This is a genomic window from Actinokineospora baliensis (assembly GCF_016907695.1).
Lineage (GTDB): Bacteria > Actinomycetota > Actinomycetes > Mycobacteriales > Pseudonocardiaceae > Actinokineospora > Actinokineospora baliensis.
On sequence record NZ_JAFBCK010000001.1, the window covers coordinates 1,834,085 to 1,849,714 of the forward strand.

The following is a 15,630-nucleotide window of genomic DNA, read 5'->3' on the forward strand; positions in this document are numbered from 1 at the left end:
CAGAGTTGGCCGGGGTTGTCCACAACCAGGCCACCTGTCCACAGCGCAGAAGTCAGCTGCCCACTAGACCCGCTGCGAGCACTAGGCTGGATTCGGGGGCTGCTCAATCCGGCCAGGCTGCAGCGTCCTACTCCTCCGCTCGGTCGCGTAGGTAGCGGGTGTGGTCGGATTGGCGGCGGAGGTCTTCGGCGAAGAAGTGGGTGGCCACCTTTTCGGCGTCTGCTTCGAGGAGTTCCAGCTGCGCCAACAGCTCTCCCGCCGCGGAGCGCCTGGTCACCGTGATCCACCAGGGCAGGTTCAGGTAGGTCTCGACGGCCAGGGGGATGTCGACGCGGACCAGGCGGGTGGTGGCGTGGGTGGTTTCGGGGTCGGCGGACAGGGGTTTCGGGCGGGCGAGGACGGCGTCCAGGGATCGTTCGATGCGGGTGAGGCGGGGGAGGGCGTCGTCGGGGAGGCGTTTGGCTTCGGCTTGGACCCTGGCCATCAGGGTGGCCAGGTCGTCGCGGAGTTGGGTGGCGTTCTGGGCGGGGTCGACCGCGAGGTGGATGCGGTCGGGTGGGGCGGCGAGGGCTCCCGCCAGGTAGAGACCGGCGACCACGAGCAGCCAGAGGTCGCCCGCGACGCCGGTCAGGTGTAGGCCGACGCCGCCGAGTCCGGCTGTGCAGCCGACCAGGTTCTTGGTCGACCCGAGGTAGCGGACGACGCTATTGGTAGCCACGGATCTCCCGGAACACCTGCCGCAGGTCGGCCTCCCGCGCGTCGAACACCTTCCCGCCGGTGCGGCGCGCGACGTTGTCCATCTCGTCCTTGTTGCCCTCGCCGAACAGCACCGTGAACACCGGCACGCCCTTGAGCCGCGCGTCCCGGTTCGCCTGCGCCCGTTCGAAGTCCGCGTAGTCCTGGCCGCTGTTGTTCTCCCCGTCGGTCATCAGCACGATCGAGGTGACCCTGCCGTCGTCCGGTTGGGCCGCCAGCAGTTGGTAGGCGCGGTCGAGGCTGGAGTAGATCGCCGTGCCGCCGCCCGCGTCCAGGTCCTCGGCGGCGCCCTTGATCCGGTCGAGCTCGCCCTGGGGGTCGGATTCCGGGACCGAGAACGAGATCGGCTGCTGCGGCTGCTCGCTGAACGGGATGAACGTGACCTCTTCCCGCCCGTGGAACCGCCGGTACCGGCCGACCAGGTCGTTGTTGGCCCCCGTGAGCCCGACGAGCGCGCCGCGCAGGTCCTGGATGCGCTTGCCCTCCATGGAGCCGGACACGTCGAGCACGTACACGGTCCGCGACGGGCGGCGGATCTCGTCGAAGTAGGCCATCAGCAGCGCGTCGAACGCCTGCTCGGTGGCCGGGAACGGCAGTTCGACGAGGGTCTGCGCGGTGAAGTCCTTGGTCAGCTCCACGTTCGGCACCGCTGGCCTGCGGTGCGTGCGGGACATGATGTCCCGCTGCACATCGGGCGACCGGAGGTGGTCGGTGAGCTTGCGGTGGTCGGACCTGGCGTGCTCGGGCGCGTCCTTGAGCGCCGTCAGCGGGTAGTCCGCCGTCACGACGCCGTCGCTGGGGTAGATCAGGGTGAGCGGTTCGGGGAGTTTTCCGCCCGCGTTGAGCGACAGCAGGACCGACTCGTAGTTGATCAGACCGTCGACCTTCGCGCCGGGGTCCTCGCCGGTCGCGCGGCGCTGGTAGGCCTCGGAGAGCCAGCCGGAGGAACCCGCGCGCATGGCTTGGGCGGCGAAGAAACCCTTCAGCTGCGGGGTGACCGCGCTGATCTCGGTGGCGCTGATCGCCGATCCGGTGCCCGCCAACGCCGAGGCGACGCCGACCAAGGCGGAGAAGCCGGAGTTCGACGCGGACGGGTCGGTCATGCCGTAGCTGAACCTCTTGTCCGCGGCGGCTTTCGCGATGTCGGACCAGGTGACCGGCTTGTTGACCCAGCCGAGTTCGGTGGCCTTCGACCGGGACAGGCCGAGCACGACCGGCGACGTCATGATCTTCGTCTGGGTGCCGAGCCTGCGCGCCGCCTCGGGAAGCGCCTGCGGGTACCGGTTCGACGAGAACCAGACCGCGTCGTAGCGCCCGTCCGCGTTGCCGCTCGCGAGGGTTTCCGCGCCTTCGATGGTGCCGGTGAAGGTGAACTCGACGTGCACACCGGTCGCCTGCGCGGCCTGCTCCAGCACCGGCTTCAGGTCCGCCAGCTCGCTGCCCGCCAGCACCCGCAGCTTCCCCGGTTCCGCTGGGCTGGCGGGCTTTTCGCCCTCGTCCGACGAACACCCCGCCACCAGGGCGGCGACGGCGAGGACGGTCGCTAAGGCGCGCTTCATGGTTGTCCCCCGGTCTCGCTGTCGTGTGAGCGGCGCAGGTGCTCGGTGGTGCGGCGCACTTCCCCGGTCAGCGAGGCGACCGTGGTGGCCATGTTCGCCGTCGCGCCCGCCCGGAACTGGTCAACGGCGTCGATGGCGCGCAGGATCTGGTCGAACGATTCGCGGATCGTCGCGACGCCGACAACCGGATCCCCTGCCGCCTGCTGGATCCGGGTGGTGTGTTGCTCCAACAGCGCACTGTTGACCCGCATCAGCTCGTCGGTGGTGCCGCGCAACGCATCCATCTCGTCGAGCACCGCGCGCTGGTTGGCCAGGCCGCTGCTGACGACCAGCGCGACGCGCAGCGCGGCGACCGTCGTCGAGCAGGCGCGCTCCACGCCCCGGATCAGCTCATCGTTGTTGCGCCGCAACAGATCCAGCGCCAGATAGCCTTGCGCGCTGACCGCGAGCTGGGTGAGGATGTCTTGGTGCCGTTGCCGAACCGGCAGCAGGACGTCGGCGCGCAGCGAGGTCGCGGCGGTCGGGTCGGCGAGGTCGAAGATCCCCGCCTGCCGGTCAACCGCGGCGTCGAGCGCCTCGGCGAAAGCGGCGGCTTCGGCCAGCTGGGCCATGTTCTCCCACAGCCGCGCCCGTTCGCCCTTGATCGCGGCGTTGTCCCGGCGCAGCTGGTCCTGGCGGGTGCGCAGCTCGACGATGAGCTGGTTGATCGGGGTGTGCGCGGCCTGGTACCGCTCCAGCAGCAGCTTCCCGTTGCCGCCCAACGGGATCACGCCGAACAGCTTGCGCTGGACCGGTGCGCCACCCGGGTCGAGGTCGCTGACGGTGCGGCGCAGCTCGACCAGGCTCGTGGTGATCCGCTGCTGCGAACCGCCCTGCGCGGTGGCCAGCGCGCCGACCGACCGGTCCAGCAGCGCCGTGGCGATACCGGCGGCGACCCGCATGTCCGCTTCGCCGACCGCGAGCAGCTCGTCGACCTTGTCGGTGAAGCCGGGGGAGCGCGGGTCGAGCGCGGCCAGCTCGCCGGTGAACCGCTCGGCCTTGGCCGCGGCCGCCGCCCTGGCCGCGTCGTCGATCGGGATCAGCCCGGCCGCCCGGTCGAGCGGGACCGGGCTCACCGGGTCGGGCGGGGTCAACGCCAGGTCGGTCACCGGTAGTGTCTCGCGATCTCGTCGAGCAGCCGCTCCAGCGTCTCGTAGCTGGGCACGTCGGCCTGGGCCAGCAGATCCGCTGGCGCGGTGAGCCCGCGGTCGGCGACCAGGTCGAGGAACGCCTTGGGGTCGTCGGTGCGGAAGCCGAACTCGGCGGCCAGCCGCTTGAGCTCCGGGTCGGTGCTCAGCAGCTCGCCGACCCGGTCGCCGTTGCCCTTGAGCGGCACCAGGGTGTGCTCGGACAGCAGCGTGGGCTGCGGGTAGAGCAGCCGCATGTCCGGCCGGATCGAACCGTCGCCGCGCAGCTGCCGGTCCAGGAACTGCGACTCGTAGATGAACACCAGCGGCGCCTTGCCCATGCCCGAGGCCAGGTAGTCCTCGAACGGTCCCTCGCTGCTGCTCTGGGTGTAGCCCTGGTCGATGAACAGCTTCGTCGTCGCGGGCAACACCTTCGCCTCGGCCTCCGGGGTGCTGACGACGCTGTTGTCGTTGAGCACGTACGAGGTCAGCGCCAGGTACATCGCCGCGGAGTTGGAGTTGCGCGGGTCGGTGGTGGTGATCAGCACGTTCTTGCGCACCGGGTAGGCGGTGTTGCCGGGCAGTTGGTCCCAGCGCGCACCGGTCGCGGTCAGCTCGAGGTATTTGGCCACGTCCAGCACCTGGTACTCGCCGATCCCCTTGTGCACCACGCCTTGCGCGGTCAGCAGGTCGGCGATCGGCGCGAAGGTGGCCACGGCCATCGGCGAGCGGAACGGCGTGTAGGACTTGGTGACCTTCTTGTCGACCGCGATCCGCCTGGCCGCCGGGCGCGAGGACGGGAACGCGAAGTCGTACGGGCCAAGGTCCACTGTGGTCGCGATCTGCCGCGACCCGGCCGAGTCGAACTCGACCCGCAGCCCGTGCTTGCCGAACGCCTCGACCACCCGCCGGTCGGCGAAGAACGCCGCCTTCTCCGACCCGCCAACGCCCCGCACCACCTGCGCCTGGTCGCTGTGCGTGCCCTCGTCGTCACCCGACCCGAAGACGATCGCCGCCACAACCGCCGCGAGCAACACCACGGCCAAACCGATGCTGACCCGACGTTTCATGCGCCCCCTCCTCGCCAGCCCGATCATCCCCGGCCCGCACCCCCTACGACGGGGGATTGCGCGGACTGGACATGAACCGGACGTGAACGTCAGGCGACGGGTAGGGCCTGGTGTAGATCGCGCAACCGCTTGGCCAGCGCGGCTTTGGTCGCCGGTGCGATCAGCACCCGGCTGTCGGGCAGCGTCAGGTTGAGCCAGCGACCCCCGCTGGTGTCGGCGTAGCGCACCGGCTGCGGCACCGCGGTCCGCCGGTTGTGGTTGTCGCGCACGGCCACGTACAACTGCCCGCCGCCGGTCGTCGGCAACTGCGCGATCCGCTGGGCGAGAGCGAGTTCCGGCGCCGACCGCGACGACGTCGTGTACTGCCGGGTCGACGGCTCTGCCGGGGTGACGGTGATCGCCTGCCCGCGCCCCGGCGCGACGTCCGGCGCCTGGTCCACGAGCGTGTCCGGCAGGCGGTCCGGGGCAATCTGTCGCAAGTGGAGGGTGTCGTCCACCCGCACGGCCAGCACGGCGTCCCGCCCGGCCGCGGCGGCCAGGACACCGATCGTGCGGTCGTTGCTGGTGATCCACCCGTAGAACTCGGTGCGCGGACGGCACAGCAGCGCCAGCGTCGCCCGCAGATCAGGGTCGATTCGCCCCCGACTGTCCACTTCGCCCAGTTCAGCCAACACCCGCAGAGCAGCGGCGTCCTGCGCCCGCTCCTCATCCCTGGGCAACCACACCGGCGTCGGCGCCAGGGTTACGTGCAGCTCGCCGAGCTCCTCGACCCGGGCGATGCGCTGCACCGCGTGCACGGACAACTCCAACGGCCTGTCCAGCAACGGTCACTCACCGATGACCGGGGGAGCCGTGATCGCGTCGGTCCCGAACAGGTCCTCGGGATCCGGCACGACGAGGTACGCGGGCGCCGACCGCTCCAGGTCGTCTTCCCCTTGCCCGGCCGCACCACCCCCGCCCATGGGCAGCCCGCCGCCCGCACGCCCCTGGCCCGCTCCCCGGGTCCCTTCGGACACCCCGGACCCCCGAACGCCCTCTCGGTCGGCCCCACGCCTGTCCGGGCGCCTTCTGGCCCGAACCCGCGTCCCGCCTCGGCCCCGAGCCCGCGGGCCGACAAACCGCGCCCCTGCTCGGCCGCGGTCGGCACCCGCTGTCCGCTCCCGCCGCCCTGCTGCCCCGGCTGGCTGCCGCCACCCCCGAACTGCCCCGTACGCCCACCCGTGGCGCCCACCGACCCAGTCGTGGACCCACCACCCGGCATCCGCACCGGCGGCAGCGCAACGACCGGCGGCCGCACACCTGGCGGCGGATACCCGGGCAGTTGGCCCGGATTTGGGCCTGGCTGCGGAGTGGGACCCGGCTGCGGAGCCACCACCGGCGGCCGAGGCGCGACCTGACTCGGATCCGTCTGCTGCTGGTAGTGCACCTGGACTTCGCCGGTACCGACCCGCTGCTGCTCGGTCCCCGACCGGGCGGGCGCCCTGGCCACGACGGGTTCGTGGGTGCCCGTCACCCGGCTCCGCACCGGCACCGGCGGTTGGACCCGAGTTGGTGTCTCGGTGCCAGCAGGTGGTGGGTCGATCACGATCGCGGTCGGGTCGACCACCATGCTCCCGAACGAGGTCGGCAGGGCGGACGCGTTGTTGGTCGCCTGCTCCTCGTATAGCCGCATGGCGTTGACGTTGTGCTCGGTCACGGCCTGGTACTGGCGCAGCGAGGCTTCATAGTTCGCCGACGCGCCGCCGACAGTGATCATGTCGTCCCACCAGCCCGGCTGGGCGGCTATCAGGGGGATCGGCTGGACGAGGCTCTTGACCTCGTTGAACAGCACTACCTGGTCCACGGTCACGTTCTGCGCCTTGGTCAACAGCGACTCGGCGATCTGGTGGTGGAACACCAGCGGCCCAGCACCCCGCATCGCCGCCCCGCTCGCCGCTCCTGACCACGCCTGCTCCATGGCTCGGGTGATCTCCATGATGTCGCGGGCGACCTCGCCGTAGTGTTCGGCGGCCTGCGCCAGAGTCTCCGCCGTGCGCTCCAGCGGGCCAGTCCCCACGCCGTCGTGGAAGTTTGCGTAGATCGCATCGGCGGGTGTTCCGGTCATCATGCCCATCCTACCCCGCTTTGATATTGGTGATCGCCAGAGTTGCCATTTCGCGCAGCGTCTTGCACGCGTCGGTTTCCGTCGCGCCAAACGAGTTCACGTGGAAGGTAAGATTGTCGCGAATTCCCACAACCAAGTTGCAATGGCCGTATTTCCGGTTGTCGGTACCGTCGTGAAAAACAGCTGGATACCCATTGATAGTGGTCGGCTCGAAGTATGCCGAATTGTCCTTGAACACCCGGTATGTATCGGCAATGCTCTGATTGTACTCGTCGAGCCAGCCGAAGGAGTAGTTCGCCAGGTTTTTGGCGTCCCAGTCGCAGGACGCGTTCTTTTGCCCCGCCTTGTGGGGGGTTCCTTCGCCCTCCCAGCCCAGGCCGGTGGATTGAGACCTGGTGAGGACCGCGCACGGCTCGGCAAGGAATCGCCCGGGTTCAATGGGGTCTTTCACCTTCAGCGATGCCCCGTCGGTGTCGCTCGTCGTTGAGCTCGGTGCGCCGGATGAGCCTGCTATGGGGGTGCCCGGCACGGAACAGGCGGCGAGTAGCGCGGCCATCCCCATGCCGGCAACGATCACGTGGCGGCGCACGTCAGCCTCCTTTCGAGGCGCGGACGGTCACGGTGTTCCGTGCCTCGGTCGCCGCGTACTCATTGCGTGCGACGATGAGCTTCTCCAGGTATGACCTGGTGTACTCCTGCATCTGGATATTGTGGTCGAGGGCCGACTGCACGCTGCGCTTCGTTGCGGTGACCTCATTGGTGCTGATCTCATCGCCCGCCGGTGGGCGGATCGTTTCGCGGCTCTCTTCCAGAGTCCTGGCGTTCGCGGAGATCTTGGCTAGGACGACGTGCCACCGGGCGATGAGCGCGTCGAGCGCAGCGAGGCTTTCGAAGTGGAAGTAGCCACTCGCGCCCTCGCTGGTCGCGACGTTGTCGGGGTAGCGCCGTACCGCGCCCGAGCCCACCTGCACGCTGATCTGCCGGTCGACAGACGCCGTTATGTCGTCCTCTGGCACGGGAATCCCCCTCGGCGGTGCGGTGCCTGGAGAGGGTAGCAACGCTGTGTGGTCGAAAGCTCGCTGTTGGCGACTTTTCGTCCGGATGACACTGTTGGGGCATCAGTGGTCAGGGGAACTTTGACCGAGGGTAAACAAAGCGAGGGGTGGACCGGGTAACGGTCCACCCCTCGGGCGTAGTAACGCGATTTATGCGGAAAGCAGCTGCGCGCAGCGGATCAGACCCAAATGTGAATACGCCTGCGGGTGGTTGCCCAGCGAGCGCTCCGCCACCGGGTCGTACTCCTCGGGCAGCAGGCCGGTCGGGCCCGCCGCGTTGACGATTTGGGCGAAGAGGTCTTCGGCTTCTGGGCGGCGGCCGGTGAGCAGGTAGGCCTCGATCATCCAGGCCGCGCAGATGTGGAAGCCGCCCTCGTCGCCGGGGAGGCCGTCGTCGCGGTGGTAGCGGTAGACGGTGGAGCCGGAGCGCAGTTCGGCCTCGGTGGCGGTCACGGTGGCCTGGAACCGCTCGTCGGTCGGGTCGATGAGGCCGACCATGCCGATCATCAGGGTGGCCGCGTCGAGGTCGGTGCCGTCGTAGGCGGTGGTGAACGAGCGGACCTCGTCGTTCCAGCCGTTGGTCAGCACGTCCTCGGCGATGGTGTCGCGCAGGCCCGGCCAGTCGGCGTGCACCGCCCTGCCGTGCGCCTCGGCCAGCGTGATCGCGCGGTCGATGGTCAGCCAGCACATGACCTTGGAGTACACGTGGTGGCGCGGCCGGTGCCGCTCCTCCCAGATGCCGTGGTCTGGCTCGCGCCAGCGCCTGGTGACCGCCTCGGCCATCGCCTCGACCATCGCCCAGTCGCTGTCCGATAGCGACCCCTTGGCCTCGGCCAGCGCCGCCACCAGGTCAACCACCGGGCCGAACACGTCCAGCTGCACCTGCTGGTTGGCCAGGTTGCCGACCCGCACCGGGCGCGAACCGGCGTACCCGGGCAGCGTGTCGATCACCGCTTCCGGGCCGAGCGTGGTGCCCGCGATGGTGTACAGCGGGTGCAGCCGCTCCGGGCCGGGGATGGTGGCCAGCACCCCGTGCACCCAGCCCAGGAACGCCTCAGCCTCCACAGTGGACCCCAGTGACACCAGCGCCTTGGCCGTCATCGAGGCGTCGCGCAGCCAGCAGTAGCGGTAGTCCCAGTTGCGGATGCCGCCGATCTCCTCCGGCAGCGACGTGGTGGCCGCGGCCATGATCGCGCCGGTTTCGCTGTGGCACAGGCCGCGCAGGGTCAGCGCGGAGCGGGCGACCAGGTCCTTCTCCACCGGCGGCAGCACGAGCGTGTCCAGCCAGTCGGTCCAGTACGACGCCGCGCGCGCCGTGCGCGCCGCCCGCTCGACCGGGTGCGCGGACAAGTCCCTGGTGCCGCAGCGCAGTTCGAACACCACCGGCTCGTCGGGGGTCGGCCGCACCACCGCGCGCGCCGAGTCCACCTGGCCGTCGCTGGTGATCTCCCACTCGACGCCGGGGGCGCGCAGCGCGATCGGGTCCGAGGTGCCCAGCACCAGCAACCCGTCCGGCGTCGCCTCCAGCCGCACCTGCACCTGGCCGAACTCCGGCCGGGGCGCGAACTCCACGACCGCGGCCGACGACCCGGACAGCACTCTGGTCAGGTCCGTGCGGTGCGCGGGCACGTCGTGCTCGAGGTAGTCGGTGACCAGCAGGCCCGACCACCGCGTCTCCACGGTCATCGTGCCGGGCAGGTACCGCTGTCCCAGCGGCAATCCGCCGCGCTCCGGCGACACCGAGAAGTGGCCTGCTGTCGGACCGCCGAGCAGGTCGGCGAACACCGCGGCCGAGTCCGGTTCCGGGTGGCACAGCCAGGTCAGCCGCGCGTCCGGGGTGACCAGCGCGACCGAGCGCTCGTTGGCCACCATGGACAGCCGCTCGATCGGCGGCGCCTGCCCGCCGTAGAGCCAGTTGCGGCGCTCCTCCAGCAGCAGCGCCAGCATGGTGGCCACCGACACCGGGTCGTCGATCCGGTACCCGGCGAGGGTCTCGCCCTCGCCCACCTTCACCCCGAGGTCGGGGCCCTGCAGCCGGGAGAACGCCTTCTCGTCGGTCACGTCGTCGCCGACGAACACCGCCGCCGTCGCGCCCGCCTGGTGGCGCAGCACGTCGAGCGCGTGGCCCTTGTCGGTCTGGACCACCGCGAGCTCGATGACCGCCTTGCCCTCGGTCACCTGGACCCCGGTCCAGGTGCACGGTCCCGACCGGACCTTGCCGAGCACGTCCTCGGCGACCTCGGCAGGCGCGCGCCGCACGTGCACCGCGATGCTGGCGGGCTTGACCTCCAGGTGCACGCCGTCCGCGCCCTCGGTCAGCTTCTCCAACTCCGCCTCGATGCGGCGGTGCAGGTCCCTGGCCTCGGCGTCGAGCGCGTGCACGAACCCCACGTCGAACTCGGAACCGTGGCTGCCGACCAGGTGCACCTCGGCCGGTAGGCGCGACAGCGTGGCCAGGTCGCGCAGCGCCCGACCGGAGATGACCGCTGCGGTGGTCTCGTGCAGACCGGCCAGCGAGCGCAGCGCGCCGACCGACTCGGTGTGCGGGCGGGCGTTCTCGGGGTTCTCGACGATCGGGGCCAGCGTCCCGTCGTAGTCGCAGGCGACCAGCAGACGGGGCGTGCGGGCTATCTGCACGATGGCGCGGCGCAGCTCGGCGGGGAGGGCCTCGGCGGTCAACGCCTTCTCCTTGGCTCGTTCTCGGGGCGGGTCTGCTCAGTGGGCGTGCTCGGGGTCCAACGCGTCGAGGAACGAGCGCGCCCACCGGTCGACGTCGTGGGTCAGCACTTGTCGCCGCAGCGCGCGCATCCTACGGCGACCCTCTGCTGGATCGATCGTGAGGGCGTCGTGCATGGCGTTCTTCACGCCGTCGAGATCGTGCGGGTTGACCAGGAAAGCGCTTGTCAGCTCGGCCGCGGCGCCCGCGAACTCCGAGAGCACCAGCGCGCCGCCGAGGTCGTGGCGGCAGGCCACGTACTCCTTGCACACCAGGTTCATCCCGTCCCGCAACGGGGTCACCAGCATGACGTCGGCCGCGGAGAAGAACGCCGACAGCTCGGCCCGCCCGATCGACTGGTGCAGGTAGTGCACGATCGGGCGACCGATGCGGCCGAACTCGCCGTTGATCCGGCTCACCACCTGCTCGATGTCGCTGCGCATCCGCTGGTAGTGCTCGACCCGCTCGCGGCTGGGCGTGGCCAGTTGCACCATCGCCACCTCGGCCGGGTCGACCCGGCCCTCGCTGAGCAGCTCCTGCAGCGCGTAGAGCCGCACGTCGATGCCCTTGGTGTAGTCGAGCCGGTCCACACCGAGGATGACCTTCTTGGGGTTGCCCAGGTCCGCGCGGATCTGCTGGGTGCGCGCGACCGTTTCCCGCTTGCGCGACAACGCGTCCAGGCCCGCGGAGTCGATGGAGATGGGGAACGCGCCCACCCGCACCGCGCGGTCCCCGAGCTGGATGACACCGGGCCGGGTGCGCACCCCGACCGCGCCCCTGGTCGGTTCCAGGCCGAGCAGCCGCCGCGCCAGCCACAGGAAGTTCTGCGCGCCACCGGGTCGGTGGAACCCGACCAGGTCGGCGCCGAGCAGTCCGCGCACGATCTCCGCGCGCCAGGGCAGCTGCATGAACAGTTCCGTTGGCGGGAACGGGATGTGCAGGAAGAACCCGATCCTCAGGTCCGGCCGCAGGTCGCGCAGGATCGCCGGTGCCAACTGCAGTTGGTAGTCCTGGATCCACACCGTCGCGCCCTGGGCCGCCACTTTCGCGCAGGCCTCGGCGAACCGGTGGTTGACCTTCACGTAGCTGTCCCACCAACCGCGGTCGAACACCGGCGGCGCCACCACGTCGTGGTAGAGCGGCCACAGCGTCGCGTTGGAGAAACCCTCGTAGTAGTCGCGCACCTCGTCGGCGGTCAGCGACACCGGGTGCAGCCGCAGACCGTCCTCGGTGAACTCGTCGACCTCGACGTCGGCCACCCCCGGCCACCCGACCCACGCGCCGCTGTGGCTGCGCAGGAACGGCTCCAGCGCGCTGACCAGACCACCGGGGCTGTGCTTCCACCGCTGGGTGCCGTCCGGCAGGCGCTCGAGGTCGACCGGCAGCCGGTTGGCGGCCACGATGAAGTCCGCACCGTTTTCGCTGCTCACGCCTGACGCGCCTCCTCAGACCGGGGGATGCCGGTTTGAGGCTAGCCACTGCGGGCACTCCCCGCGTCCTGCGAGCGGGGTGAGCGCGCGTGGCGACTCTCACGCCTTCGGGGGGTTTACTCCAGCCGCCGTTCGGTCGGCCGCAGCGGGCCGGACAACCGGGGCCCCGACAGCCGCCGCTCCAACCTGCTCAGACCGGTTCTGACCGGCTGCGCGAGGTATTCGCCCAGGACAACGCCCGCGGCGAGTGCCAGTGCGATCGCCGCCGCCAACATCAACGTCGGCAGCCCGCTCGTGCTGCGCTCCGCCGCCAGTTCGTAGAGCCCGCGGTAGGTCGTCAGACCGGGCAGCAGCGGCACCAGACCGGACACGGCGACCACCAGCGGCGGCATCCGCAGCCGCCGGGAGATCACCCCGCCCGCGAAGCCGATCACGACCGCGGCGACGCCGGACGCGGTGATGGGACTGCTGCCCGCGAGGGTGAGCGCGCCGAAGACAGCGGTACCCGCACCGCCCGCGACCGCGGCGACCAGCAGCGCACGCGGCTTGGCGTAACTGGCCAGGGCGAACAGCGCGGCGCCCGCCGCACCGGCGAGCGCCTGCACCGGGAGCCGGAACGCGCTGGGGGGCAACGGATCGGCCAGCGGCGTGTACGCCATGCCGAGCCTGGTGGCGACGTTGAGCGCCAGCACGACACCTGCGATCAGCCCCGCCGTCATCAGCGAGATCTCCATCGTGCGGCCCGCAGCGGTCACGTTGTAGCCGGTGATCGCGTCCTGCACTGTGGACACCACCGACAACCCGGACAGCAGCACGGTGATCGCCGCCGCCACCAGCACCGTCGGTCTGGCCGCGATGACCCCGCTGGCCAGCAGGGCGAGGGCCGTGCCGGTCGCCAACGCGCCGCCGACGACCTGCTGGAAGAAGAACGGCAGCGCCCTGCGGTTGAGCACCCGGCCGACCCGGTCCACCACCGCCGTGATCACCCCGGCGAACAGCGCCATGTCCGCCGCACCGCCGATGAGGACGGTCACCGCCGCCGCCATCCCCGCGAACGCCAGCGTCGCCACCCAGCGCGGGTACGGGTGCGGCGCGGTCGTGATCCGCTCCAACTCCGCCCGCGCCTCCAGCACCCCGAGCCCGTCCCGGGTGATCCGGCCGACGAGCGTCTCCACGTCGGCGAGCCGGGTGTAGTCCAGCCCCCGCGAGCGCACCACCCGCAACGAGGTGATCGGCGGCTCGTCGGTGCCCCGCTGGCAGGCCACCGTGATGGAGGTGAAGATGACGTCCACCTCGCAGTGCGGCAACCCGTAGGCCGCCGACACCGCGATGATCGTGGCGGTCACGTCCGAGGCACCGGCCCCCGAGGCCATCTGCACCTCGCCGATCCGCAACGCCAGGTCCAGCACGAAGTGGACGGTCCGCTCCTCGGGCAACCGCGGCCCGTGCACCGCCTGCCCCGCACCCCCGCTGACCTGCCCGTTGCCCCCACCCCCCAGCCGCAACCACGCCAACCACCCGGCCCGTCCCGAGACCCGCGCCACCCCGACCTCCTCGCCACCACAACCCCACCGACCGTCTCGGATCATGAGCCGCCCCGCAACCGCGCCCCCCACCGCCCGTACCATTGACCCGGCACCACCCGTCGTGGCGCCACGCCGGCATAGCTCAATTGGCAGAGCACTCGCCTTGTAAGCGAAAGGTTGCGGGTTCAAGTCCCGCTGCCGGCTCCACCCCGCTCGTGCCGCGTACGGCCACGTCGTAACGGCGGTCACCTCTCGGCGATCTTCCTGGGGAAGGTCGACACCGGGGAGAGTCAAGTGCCTACGGACCGTTCCGATGCCAGCGAGTTGGTGCACAACTCGATTTCCGGCAGCGTGGCCGCGACGGTCATTCAGGCCCACGATGTGTACATCGCGGGCGGCCTCGACCTACCGGGGCGGATCGCTCGGGATGCGGCCGATCTCGCCAGGGGGTTGTTCGAGTACGGCGCCACCGAGGCTGCGGTCGAGGTCATGGCGACGGCGCACCGGGTGCTGCGGGACGAGCGCGGCGAGCGAGATCGGGTGGCTCTGACCGCCCTTGAGGCGTTAGGTGACCTGCTGAGCCAGAGCGGACGCGCCGGTGAGGCCGTCGAGGCGCAGCGCGACCTGCTGGAAGCCCGCAGGGTGCTGCTCGGTCGGCACCACGAGGAGACCCTGCGCACCGCTGGCAACCTGGCTGTGGCCCTGTGGCAGCTCGGCGAGTACGAGAGTTCCCGCGCTCTTGAGGAGGAGGTCCTCGAGGGGCGGGAGCGGGTACTGGGGCCCGACCACCAGAACACCATCGCGGCTCGGGACAACCTGGCGTCCACCTACGCCGCGCTGGGCCGCTGGGCGGACGCGATCGAGGAGCAGCGCCGGGTGGTCGCCGGGTACGAGCGGGTCTTCAGCGCCGAGCACCCCAAGACGACAGCGGCCACAGCGAACCTGGCCAACCACCTCAGCAGAGCGGGTGTCTACGGCGAGGCGGCCGAGTTGTTCCGGCGCGTCTGGCAGGTCCGCAGGCGCACCCTGGGCGAGGACCACTCGGACACCCTGCGGGCGGCGGGCAACTTCGCGGCGTCGCTGTGGCAGACCGGGGAGTACACGAGGGCGCGCTCGATCGAGCAGGAGGTGCTGGACCGGCGCCGTGCGAAGTTCGGTCCGGATCACCCGGACACCATCAAGGCGGCGATGAACCTGGCGGGCTCGCTGGCCGAAGCGGGTGAGTTGACCGACGCGCTGGCACTGCTGGAGGTCAGCTACCGCGACTCGTCCCGGGTGTTGGGTCCTCTTGATCAGGTCACCGCGACTGCGCAGGCGAACCTGGGAACCGCGCTGTGGCAGTTGGAGCGGTTCGGCGAAGCCGCATCGCTGCAGACCGACTTGCTTGAGAAGCTCAGGCGAACTCTGGGTGACGACGACCTGGACACGCTCGCTGCGATGGCCAGTCTGATCACCACGTTGAAGTCCATGGGTCGCTACGACGAGGCACGTGGGTTCGCCGACGAGCTGTGGCAGCGGCTGCGCGACCAGTTCAGCCCGGACAACACCTCCGTGGTCTTGGCTGGTCTCGAGCTCGCCCGGGTGGCTGCGGGGCAGTCCGATGTGGCCACGGCGCGCGACGTGCTGGCGCAGGTGCGCGCGCACCTGCCGGACGATCCCGAGGTGCGTGCGCGGTTCGACGCCGTCGAGCGGGTGGTCGAGCGGTCATGAGCGCGCCGGAGCCGAGCGAGATGAGTGTTCTGCTCAAGGTCGTGGAGGCGGTGGAGTTGAAGATCCGCAGTTCCGCGGCCGTGCGGTTGCCGGAGCCGGAGCGTACGCACATCACCCAGATCGTCGCCAAGTTCGAGCCGGGTTCGGCCATTGGCGCGTTCATCCAGGACAACGGGGAAGGACCGATGATGGGCGACACCTACAACGTCGACAAGGCGGGCGCGGTGGGCAAGGGCGCGATGGCCTTCGGCGTGAGCTTCGGGGACGGTGCCGAGCAGAAGGTCGACCTCACCGCGTTGGCTGCTGAGCTGGGCTCGCTGCGCGAGGCGATGCGCAAGGAGAGCACCACGGTCGACCACGACATCGCGGTGGCCGAGGTCGCGCAGGCGGAGCGGTCGGCGACAGCCGGTGATGGGGCCGAGGTGGTGAGCAGGCTCGCCAAGGCCGGTGAGTGGGCTCTGAAGTGCGCTACCGCGATCGGTGCGCCGTTGGCTGTGGTGGTGTTGAAGTCGGCGCTGGGGTTGTAGTCGGGGGCGAA

General features: G+C 70.4%; 15 protein-coding genes and 1 tRNA gene. 5 read left to right on the top strand and 11 right to left on the bottom strand.

From position 1 onward, the window contains the following. Positions 1-127: 127 nt before the first annotated feature. The 6 genes from JOD54_RS08710 to JOD54_RS08735 form a co-directional block, all read right to left on the bottom strand. Complete coding sequence (locus JOD54_RS08710; protein ID WP_204450031.1) at positions 128-718, bottom strand: hypothetical protein; 591 nt, start codon at positions 716-718, stop codon at positions 128-130. Beyond that, the gene (locus JOD54_RS08715; protein ID WP_204450032.1) at positions 705-2,315 is read right to left on the bottom strand and encodes a VWA domain-containing protein; all 1,611 of its coding nucleotides are present in this window, start codon (positions 2,313-2,315) and stop codon (positions 705-707) included. The genes JOD54_RS08710 and JOD54_RS08715 overlap by 14 nt, the downstream gene beginning before the upstream one ends. Continuing rightward, the gene (locus tag JOD54_RS08720) at positions 2,312-3,463 is read right to left on the bottom strand and encodes a toxic anion resistance protein (RefSeq protein ID WP_204450033.1); all 1,152 of its coding nucleotides are present in this window, start codon (positions 3,461-3,463) and stop codon (positions 2,312-2,314) included. Before JOD54_RS08720 ends, JOD54_RS08715 begins: the two co-directional genes overlap by 4 nt. Then, a complete protein-coding gene (locus tag JOD54_RS08725) occupies positions 3,460-4,551 on the bottom strand; it encodes a hypothetical protein (protein WP_204450034.1) in 1,092 nt (363 codons plus the stop codon). Before JOD54_RS08725 ends, JOD54_RS08720 begins: the two co-directional genes overlap by 4 nt. An 89-nt stretch (positions 4,552-4,640) precedes the next feature. After that, positions 4,641-5,348 carry an ESX secretion-associated protein EspG gene (locus tag JOD54_RS08730; RefSeq protein WP_204450035.1) on the bottom strand — a complete coding sequence of 236 codons (708 nt, stop codon included), beginning with the start codon at positions 5,346-5,348 and terminating at the stop codon, positions 4,641-4,643. Between the two features lie 30 nt (positions 5,349-5,378). Further along, a complete protein-coding gene (locus JOD54_RS08735; protein WP_204450036.1) occupies positions 5,379-5,567 on the bottom strand; it encodes a hypothetical protein in 189 nt (62 codons plus the stop codon). A 543-nt stretch (positions 5,568-6,110) separates the two neighbouring features. On the opposite strand from JOD54_RS08735, the gene JOD54_RS08740 reads away from it, so the two are divergent. Together JOD54_RS08740 and JOD54_RS08745 are read left to right on the top strand one after the other, a co-directional pair. Beyond that, positions 6,111-6,278, top strand: coding sequence for a hypothetical protein (locus JOD54_RS08740; protein WP_204450037.1), 168 nt, complete (start codon positions 6,111-6,113; stop codon positions 6,276-6,278). 84 nt (positions 6,279-6,362) lie between these two features. Further along, on the top strand, positions 6,363-6,551 hold the full coding sequence (locus JOD54_RS08745; RefSeq protein ID WP_204450038.1) for a hypothetical protein: 189 nt from the start codon (positions 6,363-6,365) through the stop codon (positions 6,549-6,551). A 114-nt stretch (positions 6,552-6,665) separates the two neighbouring features. Here the strand turns inward: JOD54_RS08745 and JOD54_RS08750 are convergent, their stop codons facing one another. The 5 genes from JOD54_RS08750 to JOD54_RS08770 all read right to left on the bottom strand — a co-directional run bounded on the left by JOD54_RS08750 (position 6,666) and on the right by JOD54_RS08770 (position 13,400). Then, positions 6,666-7,244 carry a DUF3558 domain-containing protein gene (locus JOD54_RS08750; RefSeq protein WP_204450039.1) on the bottom strand — a complete coding sequence of 193 codons (579 nt, stop codon included), beginning with the start codon at positions 7,242-7,244 and terminating at the stop codon, positions 6,666-6,668. A 1-nt stretch (position 7,245) separates the two neighbouring features. Beyond that, entirely contained in the window at positions 7,246-7,671 is a 426-nt protein-coding gene (locus JOD54_RS08755; protein WP_204450040.1) for a PE domain-containing protein, read from the bottom strand. 189 nt (positions 7,672-7,860) lie between these two features. Beyond that, the gene (otsB, locus tag JOD54_RS08760; RefSeq protein ID WP_204450041.1) at positions 7,861-10,389 is read right to left on the bottom strand and encodes a trehalose-phosphatase; all 2,529 of its coding nucleotides are present in this window, start codon (positions 10,387-10,389) and stop codon (positions 7,861-7,863) included. Between the two features lie 36 nt (positions 10,390-10,425). Continuing rightward, positions 10,426-11,856, bottom strand: coding sequence for an alpha,alpha-trehalose-phosphate synthase (UDP-forming) (locus tag JOD54_RS08765; RefSeq protein WP_204450042.1), 1,431 nt, complete (start codon positions 11,854-11,856; stop codon positions 10,426-10,428). A gap of 116 nt (positions 11,857-11,972) precedes the next feature. Continuing rightward, entirely contained in the window at positions 11,973-13,400 is a 1,428-nt protein-coding gene (locus JOD54_RS08770) for a threonine/serine exporter family protein (RefSeq protein ID WP_204450043.1), read from the bottom strand. A gap of 113 nt (positions 13,401-13,513) precedes the next feature. Here JOD54_RS08770 and JOD54_RS08775 point away from each other — a divergent pair. The 3 genes from JOD54_RS08775 to JOD54_RS08785 all read left to right on the top strand — a co-directional run bounded on the left by JOD54_RS08775 (position 13,514) and on the right by JOD54_RS08785 (position 15,619). Continuing rightward, a tRNA-Thr gene (locus tag JOD54_RS08775) sits at positions 13,514-13,589 on the top strand. 87 nt (positions 13,590-13,676) lie between these two features. Next, a complete protein-coding gene (locus JOD54_RS08780) occupies positions 13,677-15,092 on the top strand; it encodes a tetratricopeptide repeat protein (protein WP_204450044.1) in 1,416 nt (471 codons plus the stop codon). Next, the gene (locus JOD54_RS08785) at positions 15,089-15,619 is read left to right on the top strand and encodes a hypothetical protein (protein WP_204450045.1); all 531 of its coding nucleotides are present in this window, start codon (positions 15,089-15,091) and stop codon (positions 15,617-15,619) included. Before JOD54_RS08780 ends, JOD54_RS08785 begins: the two co-directional genes overlap by 4 nt. Positions 15,620-15,630: the final 11 nt, after the last annotated feature.